Below are 15,206 nucleotides of genomic sequence, written 5' to 3'. Positions count from 1 at the left end.
CGTGCGTCAGCTCTTGGCGATCATCCCCGCCGGGAACGCCCCCGCGCCGAGCATCGTCGTCACCAGGCCGGTCATCAGCTCGGTGAGCCGCTGCACCCCGGCCGCGCCCAGACGCTCGTACGGGGCCAGGTCCAGTCGGTCCGTCGCGTCCTCGATCTCCCTGCGGAGGGCCACGCCCGCCTCCGTCAGCCCGCCCTCGGTGTCGAGCAGCCCGCGCTCCCGGAGCCGGGCGCACGCGGCGCCCCAGTCGTCCCGCGTCCAGCCGCGCGTGGCGGTGGCCCACTTCGGGGACATGCCCTTCCCGGTCGCGGCGTGGCTGGCCAGCGCCTCGACCGGGTCGAGACCGGCGTCGAGGAGCACGGCGAGATGGCCGTCGCCCCGGTGCTCGCGCAGCAGAGTGGCCGCGTGCCAGAGCGCGAGATGGGGGCGCTCGGGTACGGGGAGATCGGCGTGCGCGGCGTACAGGGGGCGCGCGGTCCGCACGCATGCTTCCGTGGCGCGCAGCGCCAGTTCCGCCGCCTCGGTGATCTCCTCGGAGGCGATCAGCTCCTCGCCGAGGAGTCGTCGCAGCGTGGCGTCGACGGCCCGCTCACGGGCCGCCAGCACCACGGACGGCGACGCGGTGTCCCATACGGCGGGCACGTGCTCCGCCACCAGCTCGTGACGGAAGTTGAAGAACGTCGCGGTCACCACGCCGGCTCCGACGCCGCCCAGCGCGGCGGCCCGTACGGCGAAGTACGCCGCCTTCGGGTCCTCGATCCCCACGGCGGCCAGCTCCCGCCCGAGGTCCGGCGAGAAGTAGTGCGCGGAGTGGAACGCATTGAGGAGGCTGTGGCAGCGCCGCCCGGCGCGCTCCGGCAGGGATGAGGTCATACCAGCAGGTTACCGACTGGTTGGTACGCGGGTGGAGGGCGGTCCTGCCCGACTCCCGTGATGGCAGGAAAGGTGGGGTACCCGTCATTGCGGTCATGACCCGGCCGCCCAAGAATCGAAGGCATGCGAACAGTCCTGTTCCTCCTCTTCGACGGCGTGCAGAGCCTCGACGTCACCGGCCCGCTGGAGGTCTTCGCCGGTGCGGAACAGCACACACCGGGGACCTACCGCATCAGCACGGCCTCCCTGGACGGCACACCCGTACGCACCTCCAGCGGCCTCACGCTCGTCCCGGACCACACCCTCGCCGCCGCCCCCGCCCCGCACACCCTGCTCGTCCCGGGCGGCCGGGGCACGCGGAACCCGGCCCCCGAGGTCGTCGACTGGCTGCGCGAGCACGGTCCGCGCGCTGAGCGCCTCGTCTCGGTCTGCACCGGCGCCATCCTGCTGGCCGAGGCGGGCTTCCTGGACGGCCGCCGGGCGACCACCCACTGGGCGTACTGCGAGACCCTGGCCCGCCACCACCCGGCGATCGAGGTCGACCCCGACCCCATCTACATCCGCGACGGCCATGTCGCCACCTCCGCCGGCGTCACCTCCGGCATCGACCTCGCCCTCGCGCTCGTCGAGGAGGACATCGGCCGCGAGGCCGCCCTCACCATCGCCCGTCATCTCGTCGTCTTCCTGCGCCGCCCGGGCAACCAGGCCCAGTTCAGCGCCCAGCTCGCGGCCCAGACCGCGCAACGGGAACCGCTCCGCGACGTCCAGCGATGGATCACCGAGCACCCCGGCGACGACCTGAGCGTCGAACACCTGGCCGCCCGCGCCCGCCTCTCGCCCCGCCACTTCGCCCGCGCCTTCCGCACCGAGACGGGCATGACCCCGGGGCGCTACGTCGACCGCGTCCGCCTCGAACACGCCCGCCGACTCCTGGAGGACACCTCCGACGGAGTGGAGGAGATCTCCCGCACCTGCGGCTACGGCACCGCCGAGGCCATGCGCCGCGCCTTCGTGAAGGCCCTCGCCACCTCCCCGGCCGAGTACCGCCGCCGCTTCCGCCCGGCCGCCTCGCCCGCCCACTGAAAGGGAACCCATGCAGATCGCCATCGTCCTCTTCGACCGCTTCACCGCCCTCGACGCGGTGGGCCCCTACGAGATCCTGGGCCGTCTCCCCGACGCCGAACTCGTCTTCGTCGCCGAGGAGGCGGGCCCCGTCCGCTCCGACACCGGCGCGCTCGCGCTCGTCGCGGACAAGACGCTCGCCGAGGTCCCGAGTCCCGACGTCGTCGTGGTGCCGGGCGGCCCCGGCCAGTTCGCCCAGATGGAGAACGAGACCCTCTTCGACTGGCTGCGCACGGCCGACCGCACGAGCACCTGGACGACCTCCGTGTGCACCGGCTCCCTGATCCTGGCCGGCGCCGGGCTCCTCGAAGGCCGCCGGGCCACCTCGCACTGGCTGGCGCTGGACTTCCTGAAGCAGTACGGCGCCGAGCCGACCGGGGAGCGGGTGGTGTTCGACGGCAAGTACGTCACCGCGGCCGGGGTGTCGTCCGGCATCGACATGGGCCTGACCCTGGTGGGCAGGATCGCGGGCGACGAGCATGCCATGGCCGTACAGCTGATGACCGAGTACGACCCGCAGCCGCCCTACGACGCGGGCGCCCCGCACAAGGCGCCGGCCCACCTCGTGGAGGAGTTCCGCACCAACAGCCGCTTCGCCCTGATGTGACCGCCGTCGGCCCCGTCCTCACACCGACCAGGTGAAGCGGGGCGCCCGGCGCTCCAGGAACGCGGCGACGCCCTCCGCGGTGTCGCCGCTGCCGCGTGCCTGCTCGGCCCAGTGGGCGTCGCGGTCGGTGCGGCCGTTCGCGAACTCCTTGGCCGCCGCCTGGGTCAGCCGCGAGCGCGAGACCAGCACCCGGGTGAACTCCGCGACGCGCTCGGCGAGTTCACCGTCGGGCAGTACCTCGTCCACCAGCCCGGTGCGCAGCGCCCGCTCCGCGTCGATCAACTCGCCTGAGAACAGGAGGTACTTGGCGGTGCTCGGCCCGACCAGCGCCACCAACCTCCGGGTGGAGGAGGCGGGATAGACGAGTCCCAGTTTCGCCGGGGTGATCCCGAACAGCGCCCCCTCCTGCGCGAACCGCAGATCGCAGGCCGCCGCCAGTTGGGCGCCGCCGCCCACGCAGTGCCCCCGGATCGCCGCCAAGGTCGGCTTCGGAAAGGCGGCGAGGGCCTCCTCGGCGCGGCCCGCCAGCGTCTGGGCCTCGTCGGGGGACCCCCGCAGCGTGGAGATGTCGGCCCCCGCGCAGAACGTCCCGCCCTCCCCGGTGAGCACCATGGCCCGCACCCCGGAGTCGGCGGCCAGCCGGTCCAGCAGCGGCGGCAGCGCCCGCCACATCCCGGCCGTCATGGCGTTGCGCTTGGCGGGGTGGTGGATGACGACGGTCGCGATCCCGTCGGCGACGGTGTCCAGCAGCTGAGGCTCCATGCCCCGGATGCTAACCACTCGCCCTCCGCGCGGTGCACGGAGAGTGAGGGCCCGAGGGAGGATTCGGGCGAGACCGGCGTCAAACCCGTACAACCCGAATAGTTCCGAAAGCGACGCGGCTCGAAAAGACACGGCCATGCGCCCGACCTACTCGCTCACGAATGATTTAGAAGTCGTCGATACACGCTGACTTCTGTTCAGTTCTCCGCGCGCGGCGTCGAGTTACCAACACTCGACATGTGGTGACAATCGAGCGCAAGGGTGGCGACCGGACCATGGACGACCAAGGGCGCGGGAGCGACCCACGCCCTGACGTTGGCGGGCACGGCCCCGACGACCCGAGGCCGCCGGAGCCACTGCCCTACGAAGGGGTCTGGCGGTTCACCGCTGCCGCCGTCGACGCCTCGGTGCCGCAGGCGCGGCGCGCCGTCCGTGACCTGCTCGCCCGGCAGGGCGTGCCGATCTCGGACGACCTCGTCCAAGGACTTCTGCTGATCGTCTCCGAGCTGGTGACGAACGCCGTGAAACACGCGGCGCTCCTGTCGCCCACGCTCGCCGTCGAGGTCGCCGTCGGAGCCGAGTGGGTGCGGGTCTCGGTGGAGGACAACCACCCCTACCGCCCTACCGCCCTGGAGACCGACCACGGCCGGCTGGGCGGCCGTGGTCTGCTCCTGGTGCGGGAGATCACGCTGGAGGCGGGCGGGGTCTGCGACGTGGAGCACACCGCGAGCGGCGGCAAGGTGGTCTGGGTCGCCGTGCCGCTCAAACCCGCACATCTGATCCAGGGGTGAGGGGCGCCGGCGCCGGGCCGAAGGCCCCGGTCACCAGCCCGCGGCTGGCCCCGTCAGCTCCCTGACCGCCGGCCGCGCCGCGTCCAGGACCGTCATGAACCAGGCCGAGAAGGGGGCCTTGGCGTGCCGCTCCGCCAGCTCGGCCGGGGTGACGAACGCGGTGTCCCCGACCTCCTCGGGATCCGGCCGGAGGGGGGACTGCAGCAGCCCGACGAACAGGTGGTTGAACTCCTGCTCCACCAGGCCGGACTCCGGGTCCGGGTGGTTGTAGCGAACCGTGCCCGCCTCGCCGAGCAGCGCCGGGGAGACCCCCAGCTCCTCGTGGGTGCGCCGCGCGGCCGCCGCGAACGGGGACTCGCCCGGGTAGGGGTGGCCGCAGCAGGTGTTCGACCACACACCGGGGGAGTGGTACTTGCCGAGGGCCCGCTGCTGCAGCAGCAGCCGCCCGCGCTCGTCGAAGAGGAAGACGGAGAACGCCCGGTGCAGCTGACCGGGCGGTTGATGAGCGGCCAGCTTCTCCGCGGTGCCGATCGTGGTGCCGTCCTCGTCGACCAGCTCCAGCAGGATCGCTTCCGTGGTGCCGTTCTCGGGACTGTGCATCGCGGTGGCAGGTGTGATCGGCATGCCCATCCTTCGCCTCGTTCTTCGAGCCTCAAGTCTGCCGCACGAAACCGGCGCACCCGGCACTTCGCGGTCGACCCGCATGTCCTACCCGCGCACCCCCGCCGAAGACACCTGGGCCCGTGGATCAGACCCCGAAAGCGGTCGGATACCTGATCGTGCCGGACGCCACCGCCGCCGAACCGTCGAGGACCAGCGCCATCATCGCCTCGTCCGGCACCTCGAACCCCGGCCGGATGCCGTACTCGGACGCACGTACGAAGCCGAACCGCGGGTAGTACTCGGGATGCCCGAGGACGAGGACGAGCCGCTCCCGGCGCGCGCGTGCCGCCTCCAGCACGGCACGTACGACGGCCGCTCCCGCCCCCTGCCGCTGGTGGTCCGGCAGCACCGCGACGGGGGCCAGCGCCAGCGCGGGCGTCTCGTCGACATGGCAGCGGGTGATCAGCGCGTACGCCGCGATCGTGCCGTCCGGGGCCTCGGCGACGTACGACAGGTCCGGCAGCCACGCACCGGGGTCCTCGCGCAGCGCGTCGACCAGCCTGGCCTCCGCGTCGGTCTCGAAGGCGGCGGCGTTGACGGCGTACACCCCCTCGCGGTCGGCGGACGTCTCCGGTCGTGTGGTCCAGTCGGTGGTCAGTGGCACAGTTTCGCCTCGTGTTCCGCGTGGCCGCCCGGCTCCAGCTGGAAGGTGCAGTGCTCGACGTCGAAGTGGTCGCCGATGCAGCCCTGGAGGTCGTGCAGTACCTTCTCGTGGCCGATGGAGTCCAGCGTCCCCGAGCTGACCACCACATGGGCGGAGAGCACCGGCATGCCGGAGGTGATGGTCCAGGCGTGCAGATCGTGCACGTCCTCCACGCCGGGCAGCGCCAGGATGTGAGCCCGTACCTCGGCCATGTCGACGTTCTTGGGCGCCGCCTCCAGCAGGACGTCGAGGGTCTCGCGCAGCAGCTTCACCGTACGCGGGATGATCATCACGCCGATGGCGAGCGAGGCGATCGGGTCGGCGGCCTGCCAGCCGGTGAGCAGGATGACCGTCGCGGAGATGATCACCGCCAGCGACCCGAGCGCGTCCGCGGCCACCTCCAGGAAGGCGCCCCGGACGTTCAGGCTCTCCTTCTGGCCCCGCATCAGCAGGGACAGCGAGATCATGTTCGCGACCAGACCGACCGCGCCGAAGACGACGGTCAGTCCGCCCTGGGTCCCGACCGGTGTGATGAACCGCTGGATCGCCTCGTACAGCACATAGCCGCCGACACCGAGCAGCAGCAGACAGTTGGCGAGCGCCGCGAGTATCTCGGCGCGGGCGTAGCCGAAGGTGCGGTTGCCGCTCGGCGGGCGGTTCGCGAAGTGGATCGCGAGGAGCGCCATGCCGAGGCCCACCGCGTCCGTCGCCATGTGCGCCGCGTCGGCGATGAGCGCCAGCGAATCGGCGAGCACGCCGCCGACGATCTCGACCACCATGACGGTGAGCGTGATCGACAGCGCGATCCGCAGCCGCCCGCGGTACGCCGCTGCCGCCGTACCGGTGGTCGGCGCGTGGTGCGCGTGCCCGTGATCGTGCCCAGCCCCCATGGGGTGCCCGCCTCTCGAATGCGTCCGTGTGTTCGGCTCCGGATCACAGTGAACTACGGGTGGGGGGTATCCGGCAATGCGGCACTGAACACCGTTGTCATGTGCTCTGACCTGCGGAAACGATACGCAGGTCAGAGCGTTGCATGATCGGGACGGTGGTCGGGAAAGGCCGGAAAAGGTCAGAGACCGCGATGCAGCCGCCAGCCCGCCCAGGCCGACTCGACCATCTCGCGTACCCCGCGCCGGGCCGTCCAGCCGAGCTCGCGCCGGGCCCGCTCGGCCGAGGCGACCGCGCGCGGGGCGTCCCCGGGGCGGCGGGGCTCGACGAGCGCGGGACGGCGGTCCCCGGTCACCTCGCCGATGAGGTCGACGAGTTCGCGGACCGAAACGCCCTCGCCCCGGCCGATGTTCACGGTCAGGTCGCCCGAGACGTCCCCGGCGGTGAGGCGCCGGGCCGCCGCGAGGTGCGCGTCGGCGAGATCGGCGACGTGGATGTAGTCCCGGACGCAGGTGCCGTCCGGGGTCGGGTAGTCGTCGCCGAAGATCCTCGGGGCCTCGTCACGGGTGAGGCGGTCGAAGACCATCGGGACGACGTTGAAGATGCCGGTGTCGGCCAGGGCGGGTTCGGCGGCGCCGGCCACGTTGAAGTAGCGCAGACACACGGTGGCGATGCCGTGGGCCTGACCGGCCGCCCGGACCAGCCACTCCCCGGCCAGCTTGGTCTCGCCGTACGGGCTCATCGGGGCGCACGGGGTGTCCTCCGTGATGAGGGCCACGTCCGGGTTGCCGTAGACGGCGGCGGAGGAGGAGAAGAGGAAGCGCTCGACCCCGGCGGCGGCCGCCGCCTCCAGCAGCGTGGCGAGACCGCCGACGTTCTCCTGGTAGTACCGGGTGGGCTGGGCGACGGACTCGCCCACCTGCTTGCGGGCCGCGAGATGGACGACGCCGGTCACGGCGTGCTCGGCGAGCACGCGCTTGAGGAGGTCGCCGTCGAGGGCGGAGCCGTGGATCAGGGGGATGTCCTCGGGGAGGCGGCCGCGGACCCCCGCGGAGAGGTCGTCGAGTGCGACGATCCGTTCGCCGGCCTCGGTCATGACCTTCGCCACGTGTGCGCCGATGTAGCCCGCCCCGCCTGTGATCAGCCATGTCATGCGGTCACCTTATGCGGGGGGTGTGGTGTGCCCATTCGCCGTAGGGGGTGTGCAGGGTTGGCGGGTGAAGGGTTGTCGGTGGTTGCTCGCGCAGTCCCCCGCGCCCCTGAAGGGCCGCGGACCCGGGCCCTCGTCGAGGAGTCGGACCATATCTTCATCCCCTATCTACCGATATCCGCACCGGAGTTTGTGGCGTAACCCCCATATCCCCGATGATGATCGCGGCGGAGGGCCGACGGCTTGAGCAGGCCGAACTGATCCGGGCGTGAACGGGCGGTGAACGCCCGCTTCTCTTCATCCGATAACCTCTGCCGACACGCCGCCGGGTCGCAGCGGGCCGGGGCGCCTCCACCACGTACACGTCCGACGCGGTCGCGTCGGCACCCAGGGAGTGAGTTCGTCTGTCGACCGCCATCCTCACCGGTCAGCCGGTCCCCGGATCGTCGCTGGAGGGCGATCTGCGGTCGCTCGGCTTCGACGTGCGGACCGCCTCCGACGCCGGTGACACCGAGACGCTCCTGGCGACGGTGCCCGCGGACCAGCGGGTCGCGATCGTCGACGCCCGTTTCGTGGGCCATGTGCACGCGCTGCGGCTGGGACTCACCGACCCCCGCTTCGAGGCCGCCGCCCTCCCGGGCGCCGTGACCGTGCGGCCCGCCGCCCGTCAGGCGCTGACCCGGGCGCTGGCCCGTGAGAGCGCGGCCGCGGGCGGCACCACGGCCGTCGCCGTCGACAGCGTCGCCGACCGCGTCGTCGCCGCCCTCGACGCCGACGGCGTCAGCCTGTACCGGCCCGAGCTCGGCATCCTGGTCGCCGCCGTCCCCGCCGACCCGCAGGCCCGCAACGAGGCCCGCCAGGCGGTCGCCGCCGTCGACGACGAGGCCGTACGGCTGCGCACGGCGGTGAAGTCCCGCGACGGCTTCTTCACCACGTACTTCATCAGCCCCTACTCCCGCTACATCGCCCGCTGGTGCGCCCGCCGGGGCCTGACCCCGAACCAGGTCACCACGGCTTCGCTGATCACCGCCCTGATCGCGGCCGGCTGCGCGGCCACCGGCACACGCGGCGGGTTCGTCGCGGCCGGCCTCCTCCTGCTCTTCTCCTTCGTCCTCGACTGCACCGACGGCCAGCTGGCCCGCTACTCGCTGCAGTACTCGACGCTCGGCGCCTGGCTCGACGCCACCTTCGACCGCGCCAAGGAGTACGCCTACTACGCGGGCCTCGCCCTCGGCGCCGCGCGTGGCGGTGACGACGTATGGGCACTCGCCCTCGGCGCGATGGTCCTGCAGACCTGCCGCCATGTCGTGGACTTCTCCTTCAACGAGGCGAACCACGACGCCACCGGCAACACCAGCCCCACCGCCGCCCTCTCCGGCAAGCTCGACAGCGTCGGCTGGACGGTCTGGATCCGCCGCATGATCGTCCTGCCGATCGGCGAGCGCTGGGCGATGATCGCGGTCCTCACGGCGGTCACCACACCCCGCATCACCTTCTACGCGCTGCTCATCGGCTGCGCCTTCGCCGCGACCTACACCACGGCGGGCCGCGTGCTGCGCTCGCTGACCCGCAAGGCGCAGCGCACGGACCGAGCGGCGCGGGCACTCGCGGACCTCGCGGACACCGGCCCGCTGGCCGAAGCGCTGGCGCGGCTCCTGCCGGGCCCGCCGCGCAAGACGGCACTGCTCAGCGCGGCCTTCGGAGCCGTGGCCGTGGTGACCGCCGCCTGGGTCTGGGGCCCTGCCTGGCAGGTCGTCGCCCTGGCCGCGCTGTACGTCGGGCTGTCGGCCGAAGCCGTCGAGCGCTCCCTCAAGGGCCCCCTCGACTGGCTGATCCCGCCCCTCTTCCGCGCCGCCGAATACGGCACCGTCCTCCTGCTGGCGGCCAAAGCCGAGGTGAACGGAGCCCTTCCTGCGGCTTTCGGGCTGGTGGGGGCTGTCGCCTACCATCACTACGACACGGTGTACCGCATCCGCGGGGACGCCGGCGCGCCGCCGCGGTGGCTGGTGCGGGCGATCGGCGGGCACGAAGGCAGGACCCTGCTGGTCACCGTCCTGGCCGCGCTGCTCGCGCCCACAGAGTTCACAGTCGCGCTCACGGCTCTCGCCGTGGCCGTGGCCCTGCTGGTGCTCCTCGAGAGCATCCGCTTCTGGGTGACCGCCCATAAAACAGGCGCACCCGCCGTACACGATGAAGGAGAACCCGCATGATCGGCCTCGTGCTGGCGGCCGGCGCCGGACGGCGTCTTCGCCCCTACACCGACACCCTCCCCAAGGCTCTGGTGCCGGTCGGCCCCGAAGGCGACGAGGAGAGCCTCACGGTTCTCGACCTCACCCTCGGCAACTTCGCCGAGATCGGCCTGACCGAGGTCGCGATCATCGTCGGGTACCGCAAGGAGGCCGTCTACGAGCGCCGCGAGGCGCTGGAGCAGAAGTACGGCGTCAAGATCACCCTCATCGACAACGACAAGGCCGAGGAGTGGAACAACGCCTACTCCCTGTGGTGCGGCCGTGACGCCATCAAGCACTCGGTGATCCTCGCCAACGGCGACACCGTGCACCCGGTCTCCGTCGAGAAGACCCTGCTCGCCGCCCGCGGCGACGGCAAGAAGATCATCCTCGCCCTCGACACGGTGAAGTCCCTCGCCGACGAGGAGATGAAGGTCGTCGTCGGCCCCGAGGGCGGCATGACCAAGATCACCAAGTTGATGGACCCCGCCGAGGCGACGGGCGAGTACATCGGCGTCACCCTCATCGAGGGCGAGGCCGCCGACGAGCTGGCCGACGCCCTGAAGACGGTCTTCGAGACGGACCCGCAGCAGTTCTACGAGCACGGCTACCAGGAGCTCGTGAACCGCGGCTTCCGTATCGACGTGGCCCCCATCGGCGACGTCAAGTGGGTCGAGATCGACAACCACGACGACCTCGCCAAGGGACGTGAGATCGCGTGCCAGTACTGACGAGGCTCATCCCCTCGCCGGTCGTCGTGGACATCCGTCCCGGCGCGCTCGATGATCTGGCGGCGATCCTGTCCGACCAGCGCATCGCGCCGTCGGGCCGGCTGGCCTTCGCGATCAGCGCCGGCTCCGGCGCGGCGCTGCGCGACCGGTTCGCCCCCGCGTTTCCGGAGGCGGACTGGTTCTGCGACGCGGACGGCACCATCGACGGCGCGGTACGGCTCGCCGACTCGATCAAGAAGGGCGGTCACTACGACGCCGTGGTCGGGCTCGGCGGCGGCAAGGTCATCGACTGCGCCAAGTACGCGGCCGCCCGGGTGGGCCTGCCGCTGGTCGCCGTCGCCACCAACCTCGCCAACGACGGCCTGTGCTCCCCTGTCGCCACCCTCGACAACGACGCGGGCCGCGGCTCCTACGGTGTGCCGAACCCGATCGGCATCGTCATCGACCTGGACGTCATCCGTGAGGCCCCGGTGCGCTTCGTGCGGGCCGGCATCGGCGATGTGATCTGCAAGATCTCCGCCGTGGCCGACTGGGAGCTGTCCAGCCGCGAGACCGGCGAGAAGGTCGACGGACTGGCCGCCGCCATGGCCCGCCAGGCCGCCGAGGCCGTCCTGCGCCACCCCGGCGGGGTCGGCGACGACGAGTTCCTGACCACGCTCTCCGAGTCGCTCGTCCTGTGCGGGATCTCCATGTCCGTGGCCGGCGACAGCCGTCCCGCCTCGGGCGCCTGCCACGAGATCAGCCACGCCTTCGACCTCAGCTTCCCCAAGCGCAACGCCCTGCACGGCGAACAGTGCGGTCTCGGCGGCGCGTTCGCCACGTTCCTGCGCGGCAACCACGACATGGCGGGGCTGATGTCCGAGGTCCTCCGCCACCACGGCCTGCCCGTCCTCCCGGACGAGATCGGCTTCACCGTGGACGAGTTCGTCCAGGTCGTGGAGTTCGCCCCGCAGACCCGGCCGGGCCGCTACACCATCCTGGAACACCTCGAACTGAGCACCGAACAGATCAAGGACGCCTACGCCGACTATGCCAAAGCCATCAGTAGCTGAGCTCCGCCCGGTCGTTCACCCCCCGGGTGTGAAGGACCGACGGAGCGGTGAGCACTGGGCCGGCCGGCTCTACATGCGCGAGATCTCGCTGCGGATAGACCGGCACCTGGTGAACACCCGGGTCACGCCCAACCAGCTGACCTACCTGATGACCGTCTTCGGCGTCCTCGCCGCCCCGGCCCTGCTGGTGCCGGGCATCCCGGGCGCCGTCCTCGGTGTGCTGATGGTCCAGCTGTACCTGCTGTTCGACTGCGTCGACGGCGAGCTCGCCCGCTGGCGCAAGCAGTACTCGATGACCGGCGTCTACGTCGACCGGGTCGGCGCCTACCTGTGCGACGCCGCCGTCCTCGTCGGCTTCGGGCTGCGCGCCGCCGACCTGTGGGGCACCGGCCGGATCGACTGGCTGTGGGCCTTCCTCGGCACACTGGCCGCGCTCGGCGCGATCCTGATCAAGGCCGAGACGGACCTCGTCGGGGTCGCCCGGCACCAGACCGGCAAGCCGCCGGTCCAGGAGTCGGCCGCCGAGCCGCGCTCCTCCGGCATGGCGCTGGCCCGCAAGGCCGCCGCCGCCCTGAAGTTCCACCGGCTGATCCTCGGTGTCGAGGCCTCCCTGCTGATCCTGGCCCTCGCGGTCGTGGACCAGATCCGGGGCGACCTCTTCTTCTCCCGGGTGGGCGTCGCCGTCCTGGCCGGTATCGCGCTGCTCCAGACCCTGCTGCACCTGGTGTCGATCCTCGTCTCCAGCAGGCTGAAGTGAGCGGCGGCATGAAGGTCGGCGCGGTGATCATCACCATGGGCAACCGCCCCGACGAGCTCCGCGCCCTCCTCGACTCGGTCGCCAAGCAGGAGGGCGACCGGGTCGAGGCGGTCGTCGTCGGCAACGGCTCGCCCGTCCCGGACGTCCCCGAGGGCGTCCGGACGGTCGAGCTGCCCGAGAACCTCGGCATCCCCGGCGGCCGCAACATAGGCATAGAGGCGTTCGGCCCCAGCGGCCGGGACGTCGACGTCCTGCTCTTCCTCGACGACGACGGCCTGCTCGCCCACCACGACACCGCCGAACTCTGCCGGCAGGCCTTCGAGGCCGACCCGAAGCTCGGCATAGTCAGCTTCCGTATCGCCGACCCCGACAACGGCGAGACACAGCGCCGGCACGTGCCCCGGCTGCGGGCCTCCGACCCGATGCGCTCCTCCCGGGTCACCACCTTCCTCGGCGGCGCCAACGCCGTACGCACCCAGGTCTTCGCCGAAGTCGGCGGTCTCCCGGACGAATTCTTCTACGCGCACGAGGAAACCGACCTGGCATGGCGGGCCCTCGACGCGGGCTGGATGATCGACTACCGGTCCGACATGGTGCTGTACCACCCCACGACCGCGCCCTCCCGGCACGCGGTCTACCACCGCATGGTCGCGCGCAACCGCGTCTGGCTCGCCCGCCGCAACCTCCCGGCCCCGCTCGTACCGGTCTACCTGGGCGTCTGGCTGCTGTTGACGCTGCTCCGCAAGCCCTCCGGACCGGCGCTGAAAGCCTGGTTCGGCGGCTTCAAGGAGGGCTGGACGAGCACCTGCGGTCCCCGCCGGCCCATGAAGTGGCGTACGGTGTGGCGGCTGACCCGGCTGGGCCGACCTCCCGTCATCTGACAAGCTCGAAATCTGAGAGCATTCGGCCGTACCCGGTCCAGGTTTCCGCCTCGGCCCGACCAGGCTGCGCACTTTGAGGACGAAAGTTTCCATTTGTGAGTGAGACAACGCATGACGGCAGGGTTGTGGTGAGCGACCGTCCGTCGCCCGACGACGGGCTCTCCGCGACGGAACTGGCCGCCAAGTACGGGCTCGCCGTGAGCGGCGCCCGGCCCGGACTCGTGGAGTACGTCCGCCAGATGTGGGGGCGGCGCCACTTCATCCTCGCCTTCTCCCAGGCGAAGCTCACCGCGCAGTACAGCCAGGCCAAGCTCGGCCAGCTGTGGCAGGTGGCCACCCCGCTGCTCAACGCGCTGGTGTACTTCCTGATCTTCGGCCTGATCCTCAACGCCGACCGGGGCATGTCGCGCGAGGTCTACATCCCGTTCCTGGTCACGGGTGTGTTCGTGTTCACCTTCACGCAGAGCTCGGTGATGGCCGGCGTCCGCGCGATCTCCGGCAACCTGGGCCTCGTGCGTGCCCTGCACTTCCCGCGCGCCTCGCTGCCCATCTCCTTCGCGCTCCAGCAGCTCCAGCAGCTGCTGTTCTCGATGATCGTGCTGTTCTGTGTCGCCGTCGGCTTCGGCAGCTATCCGCGCCTGTCCTGGCTGTTGATCGTCCCGGTGCTGGTGCTGCAGTTCCTGTTCAACACCGGCCTCGCGCTGATCATGGCCCGCATGGGTGCGAAGACCCCGGACCTCGCGCAGCTGATGCCGTTCGTGATGCGGACCTGGATGTACGCCTCCGGCGTCATGTTCTCCATCCCGGTCATGCTCGCCGACCACCCCAAGTGGATCGCCGACGTCCTGCAGTGGAACCCGGCCGCGATCTACATGGACCTGATGCGCTTCGCGCTGATCGACGGCTACGGCTCCGAGAACCTGCCCCCGCACGTGTGGGCGGTCGCCGGCGGGTGGGCGGTGCTGGTCGCGCTCGGCGGCTTCGTGTACTTCTGGAAGGCGGAGGAGAGGTACGGCCGTGGCTGAGTCACTCATCCCCACCGTCATCGCGGACGAGTTGCACATCGTCTACCGGGTCAACGGCGCCAAGACCGGCAAGGGCAGCGCGACCGCCGCCCTCAGCCGCATCCTCAAGCGCGGCGAGGAGCGGGGCGTCCGCAAGGTGCACGCCGTCAAGGGCGTCTCCTTCGTCGCCTACCGGGGCGAGGCCATCGGTCTGATCGGCTCCAACGGCTCCGGCAAGTCCACCCTGCTGCGGGCGATCGCCGGTCTGCTGCCGGCGGAGAAGGGCAAGGTCTACACCGACGGCCAGCCCTCGCTGCTCGGCGTCAACGCCGCCCTGATGAACGACCTCACGGGCGAGCGCAACGTCATATTGGGCGGCCTCGCGATGGGCATGACGCGGGACCAGATCAAGGAGCGCTACCAGGGGATCGTCGACTTCTCCGGCATCAACGAGAAGGGCGACTTCATCACCCTGCCGATGCGCACCTACTCCTCCGGCATGGCGGCCCGCCTGCGCTTCTCCATCGCGGCGGCCAAGGACCACGACGTGCTGATGATCGATGAGGCCCTCGCCACCGGTGACCGCGCCTTTCAGAAGCGCTCCGAGGCGCGCATCCGCGAGCTGCGCAAGGAGGCCGGCACGGTCTTCCTGGTCAGCCACAACAACAAGTCCATCCGCGACACCTGCGACCGCGTCCTGTGGCTGGAACGCGGCGAACTCCGCATGGACGGCCCGACCGACGAGGTGCTCAAGGAATACGAGAAGTTCACGGGCAAGTAGTCCCGTGCGACCCGGGCCCCGCCGGAACTGCTCCGGCGGGGCCCGGCGTCTGCGAGGGATACCGGGGCGAGGCGCTCGTCCGGCACACCGGGGACGGCATCCGCAAAGGAATCGCCAACTTCGGCAAGGAAGCGTCAACTCCGGCCGCCCATAGGAATCTTGAGGGCAATCGGTGCTTTCTTGTGATGTGCAGGACACCCCCACGGAGCATGGTGCGTTGTACAACGTAAGCTGTACCGGTGCCGAATCGCGGCAAGTGGGGCCATAATGCGC

General features: G+C 71.0%; 16 protein-coding genes. 10 read left to right on the top strand and 6 right to left on the bottom strand.

Translation table 11 applies throughout. From position 1 onward, the window contains the following. Positions 1-6: 6 nt before the first annotated feature. Positions 7-873, bottom strand: a complete 867-nt coding sequence (locus PUR53_RS24815; RefSeq protein WP_329909681.1) for an SCO6745 family protein — start codon at positions 871-873, stop codon at positions 7-9. A 123-nt stretch (positions 874-996) separates the two neighbouring features. Here PUR53_RS24815 and PUR53_RS24810 point away from each other — a divergent pair, with 123 nt between their 5' ends. Then, positions 997-1,956: a GlxA family transcriptional regulator gene (locus PUR53_RS24810; RefSeq protein ID WP_329909680.1), complete on the top strand. Its 960-nt coding sequence runs from the start codon at positions 997-999 to the stop codon at positions 1,954-1,956. A gap of 10 nt (positions 1,957-1,966) precedes the next feature. Further along, complete coding sequence (locus tag PUR53_RS24805; RefSeq protein WP_329909679.1) at positions 1,967-2,602, top strand: DJ-1/PfpI family protein; 636 nt, start codon at positions 1,967-1,969, stop codon at positions 2,600-2,602. An 18-nt stretch (positions 2,603-2,620) separates the two neighbouring features. Here the strand turns inward: PUR53_RS24805 and PUR53_RS24800 are convergent, their stop codons facing one another. Then, positions 2,621-3,364 carry an enoyl-CoA hydratase/isomerase family protein gene (locus PUR53_RS24800; RefSeq protein ID WP_329909678.1) on the bottom strand — a complete coding sequence of 248 codons (744 nt, stop codon included), beginning with the start codon at positions 3,362-3,364 and terminating at the stop codon, positions 2,621-2,623. Positions 3,365-3,639: 275 nt separating this feature from the next. Between PUR53_RS24800 and PUR53_RS24795 the strand changes: the two genes are divergently transcribed. Further along, positions 3,640-4,155, top strand: a complete 516-nt coding sequence (locus PUR53_RS24795) for an ATP-binding protein (protein WP_329902389.1) — start codon at positions 3,640-3,642, stop codon at positions 4,153-4,155. Between the two features lie 30 nt (positions 4,156-4,185). Here the strand turns inward: PUR53_RS24795 and idi are convergent, their stop codons facing one another. The 4 genes from idi to galE all read right to left on the bottom strand — a co-directional run bounded on the left by idi (position 4,186) and on the right by galE (position 7,502). Further along, a complete protein-coding gene (gene idi, locus PUR53_RS24790) occupies positions 4,186-4,779 on the bottom strand; it encodes an isopentenyl-diphosphate Delta-isomerase (protein ID WP_329902319.1) in 594 nt (197 codons plus the stop codon). Between the two features lie 124 nt (positions 4,780-4,903). After that, positions 4,904-5,422, bottom strand: a complete 519-nt coding sequence (locus PUR53_RS24785) for a GNAT family N-acetyltransferase (RefSeq protein WP_329902318.1) — start codon at positions 5,420-5,422, stop codon at positions 4,904-4,906. Next, positions 5,413-6,351 (bottom strand): cation diffusion facilitator family transporter, encoded by a 939-nt coding sequence (locus PUR53_RS24780; protein ID WP_329909677.1) that lies wholly within the window; start codon positions 6,349-6,351, stop codon positions 5,413-5,415. The genes PUR53_RS24785 and PUR53_RS24780 overlap by 10 nt, the downstream gene beginning before the upstream one ends. A gap of 179 nt (positions 6,352-6,530) precedes the next feature. Beyond that, a complete protein-coding gene (gene galE / locus PUR53_RS24775; protein WP_329902316.1) occupies positions 6,531-7,502 on the bottom strand; it encodes a UDP-glucose 4-epimerase GalE in 972 nt (323 codons plus the stop codon). Between the two features lie 401 nt (positions 7,503-7,903). Between galE and PUR53_RS24770 the strand changes: the two genes are divergently transcribed. The 7 genes from PUR53_RS24770 to PUR53_RS24740 all read left to right on the top strand — a co-directional run bounded on the left by PUR53_RS24770 (position 7,904) and on the right by PUR53_RS24740 (position 14,933). Further along, a complete protein-coding gene (locus PUR53_RS24770) occupies positions 7,904-9,709 on the top strand; it encodes a DUF5941 domain-containing protein (protein ID WP_329902388.1) in 1,806 nt (601 codons plus the stop codon). Then, positions 9,706-10,458, top strand: a complete 753-nt coding sequence (locus PUR53_RS24765) for a phosphocholine cytidylyltransferase family protein (RefSeq protein WP_060882629.1) — start codon at positions 9,706-9,708, stop codon at positions 10,456-10,458. The genes PUR53_RS24770 and PUR53_RS24765 overlap by 4 nt, the downstream gene beginning before the upstream one ends. Next, the gene (locus PUR53_RS24760; protein ID WP_329902315.1) at positions 10,446-11,510 is read left to right on the top strand and encodes an iron-containing alcohol dehydrogenase family protein; all 1,065 of its coding nucleotides are present in this window, start codon (positions 10,446-10,448) and stop codon (positions 11,508-11,510) included. The genes PUR53_RS24765 and PUR53_RS24760 overlap by 13 nt, the downstream gene beginning before the upstream one ends. Before the next feature lie 28 nt (positions 11,511-11,538). Then, positions 11,539-12,267 carry a CDP-alcohol phosphatidyltransferase family protein gene (locus PUR53_RS24755; protein ID WP_413471419.1) on the top strand — a complete coding sequence of 243 codons (729 nt, stop codon included), beginning with the start codon at positions 11,539-11,541 and terminating at the stop codon, positions 12,265-12,267. Between the two features lie 8 nt (positions 12,268-12,275). Beyond that, the gene (locus PUR53_RS24750; RefSeq protein WP_443078353.1) at positions 12,276-13,148 is read left to right on the top strand and encodes a glycosyltransferase family 2 protein; all 873 of its coding nucleotides are present in this window, start codon (positions 12,276-12,278) and stop codon (positions 13,146-13,148) included. A 95-nt stretch (positions 13,149-13,243) separates the two neighbouring features. After that, entirely contained in the window at positions 13,244-14,173 is a 930-nt protein-coding gene (locus tag PUR53_RS24745; protein WP_329902313.1) for an ABC transporter permease, read from the top strand. After that, positions 14,166-14,933 (top strand): ABC transporter ATP-binding protein, encoded by a 768-nt coding sequence (locus PUR53_RS24740; RefSeq protein ID WP_329909676.1) that lies wholly within the window; start codon positions 14,166-14,168, stop codon positions 14,931-14,933. The genes PUR53_RS24745 and PUR53_RS24740 overlap by 8 nt, the downstream gene beginning before the upstream one ends. Positions 14,934-15,206 lie beyond the last annotated feature (273 nt).

The organism is Streptomyces sp. SP18BB07, assembly GCF_036322545.1.
Lineage (GTDB): Bacteria > Actinomycetota > Actinomycetes > Streptomycetales > Streptomycetaceae > Streptomyces > Streptomyces deccanensis.
Note: the sequence above shows the minus strand (reverse complement) of the source record. Positions and strands in the feature narration are given on the sequence as shown.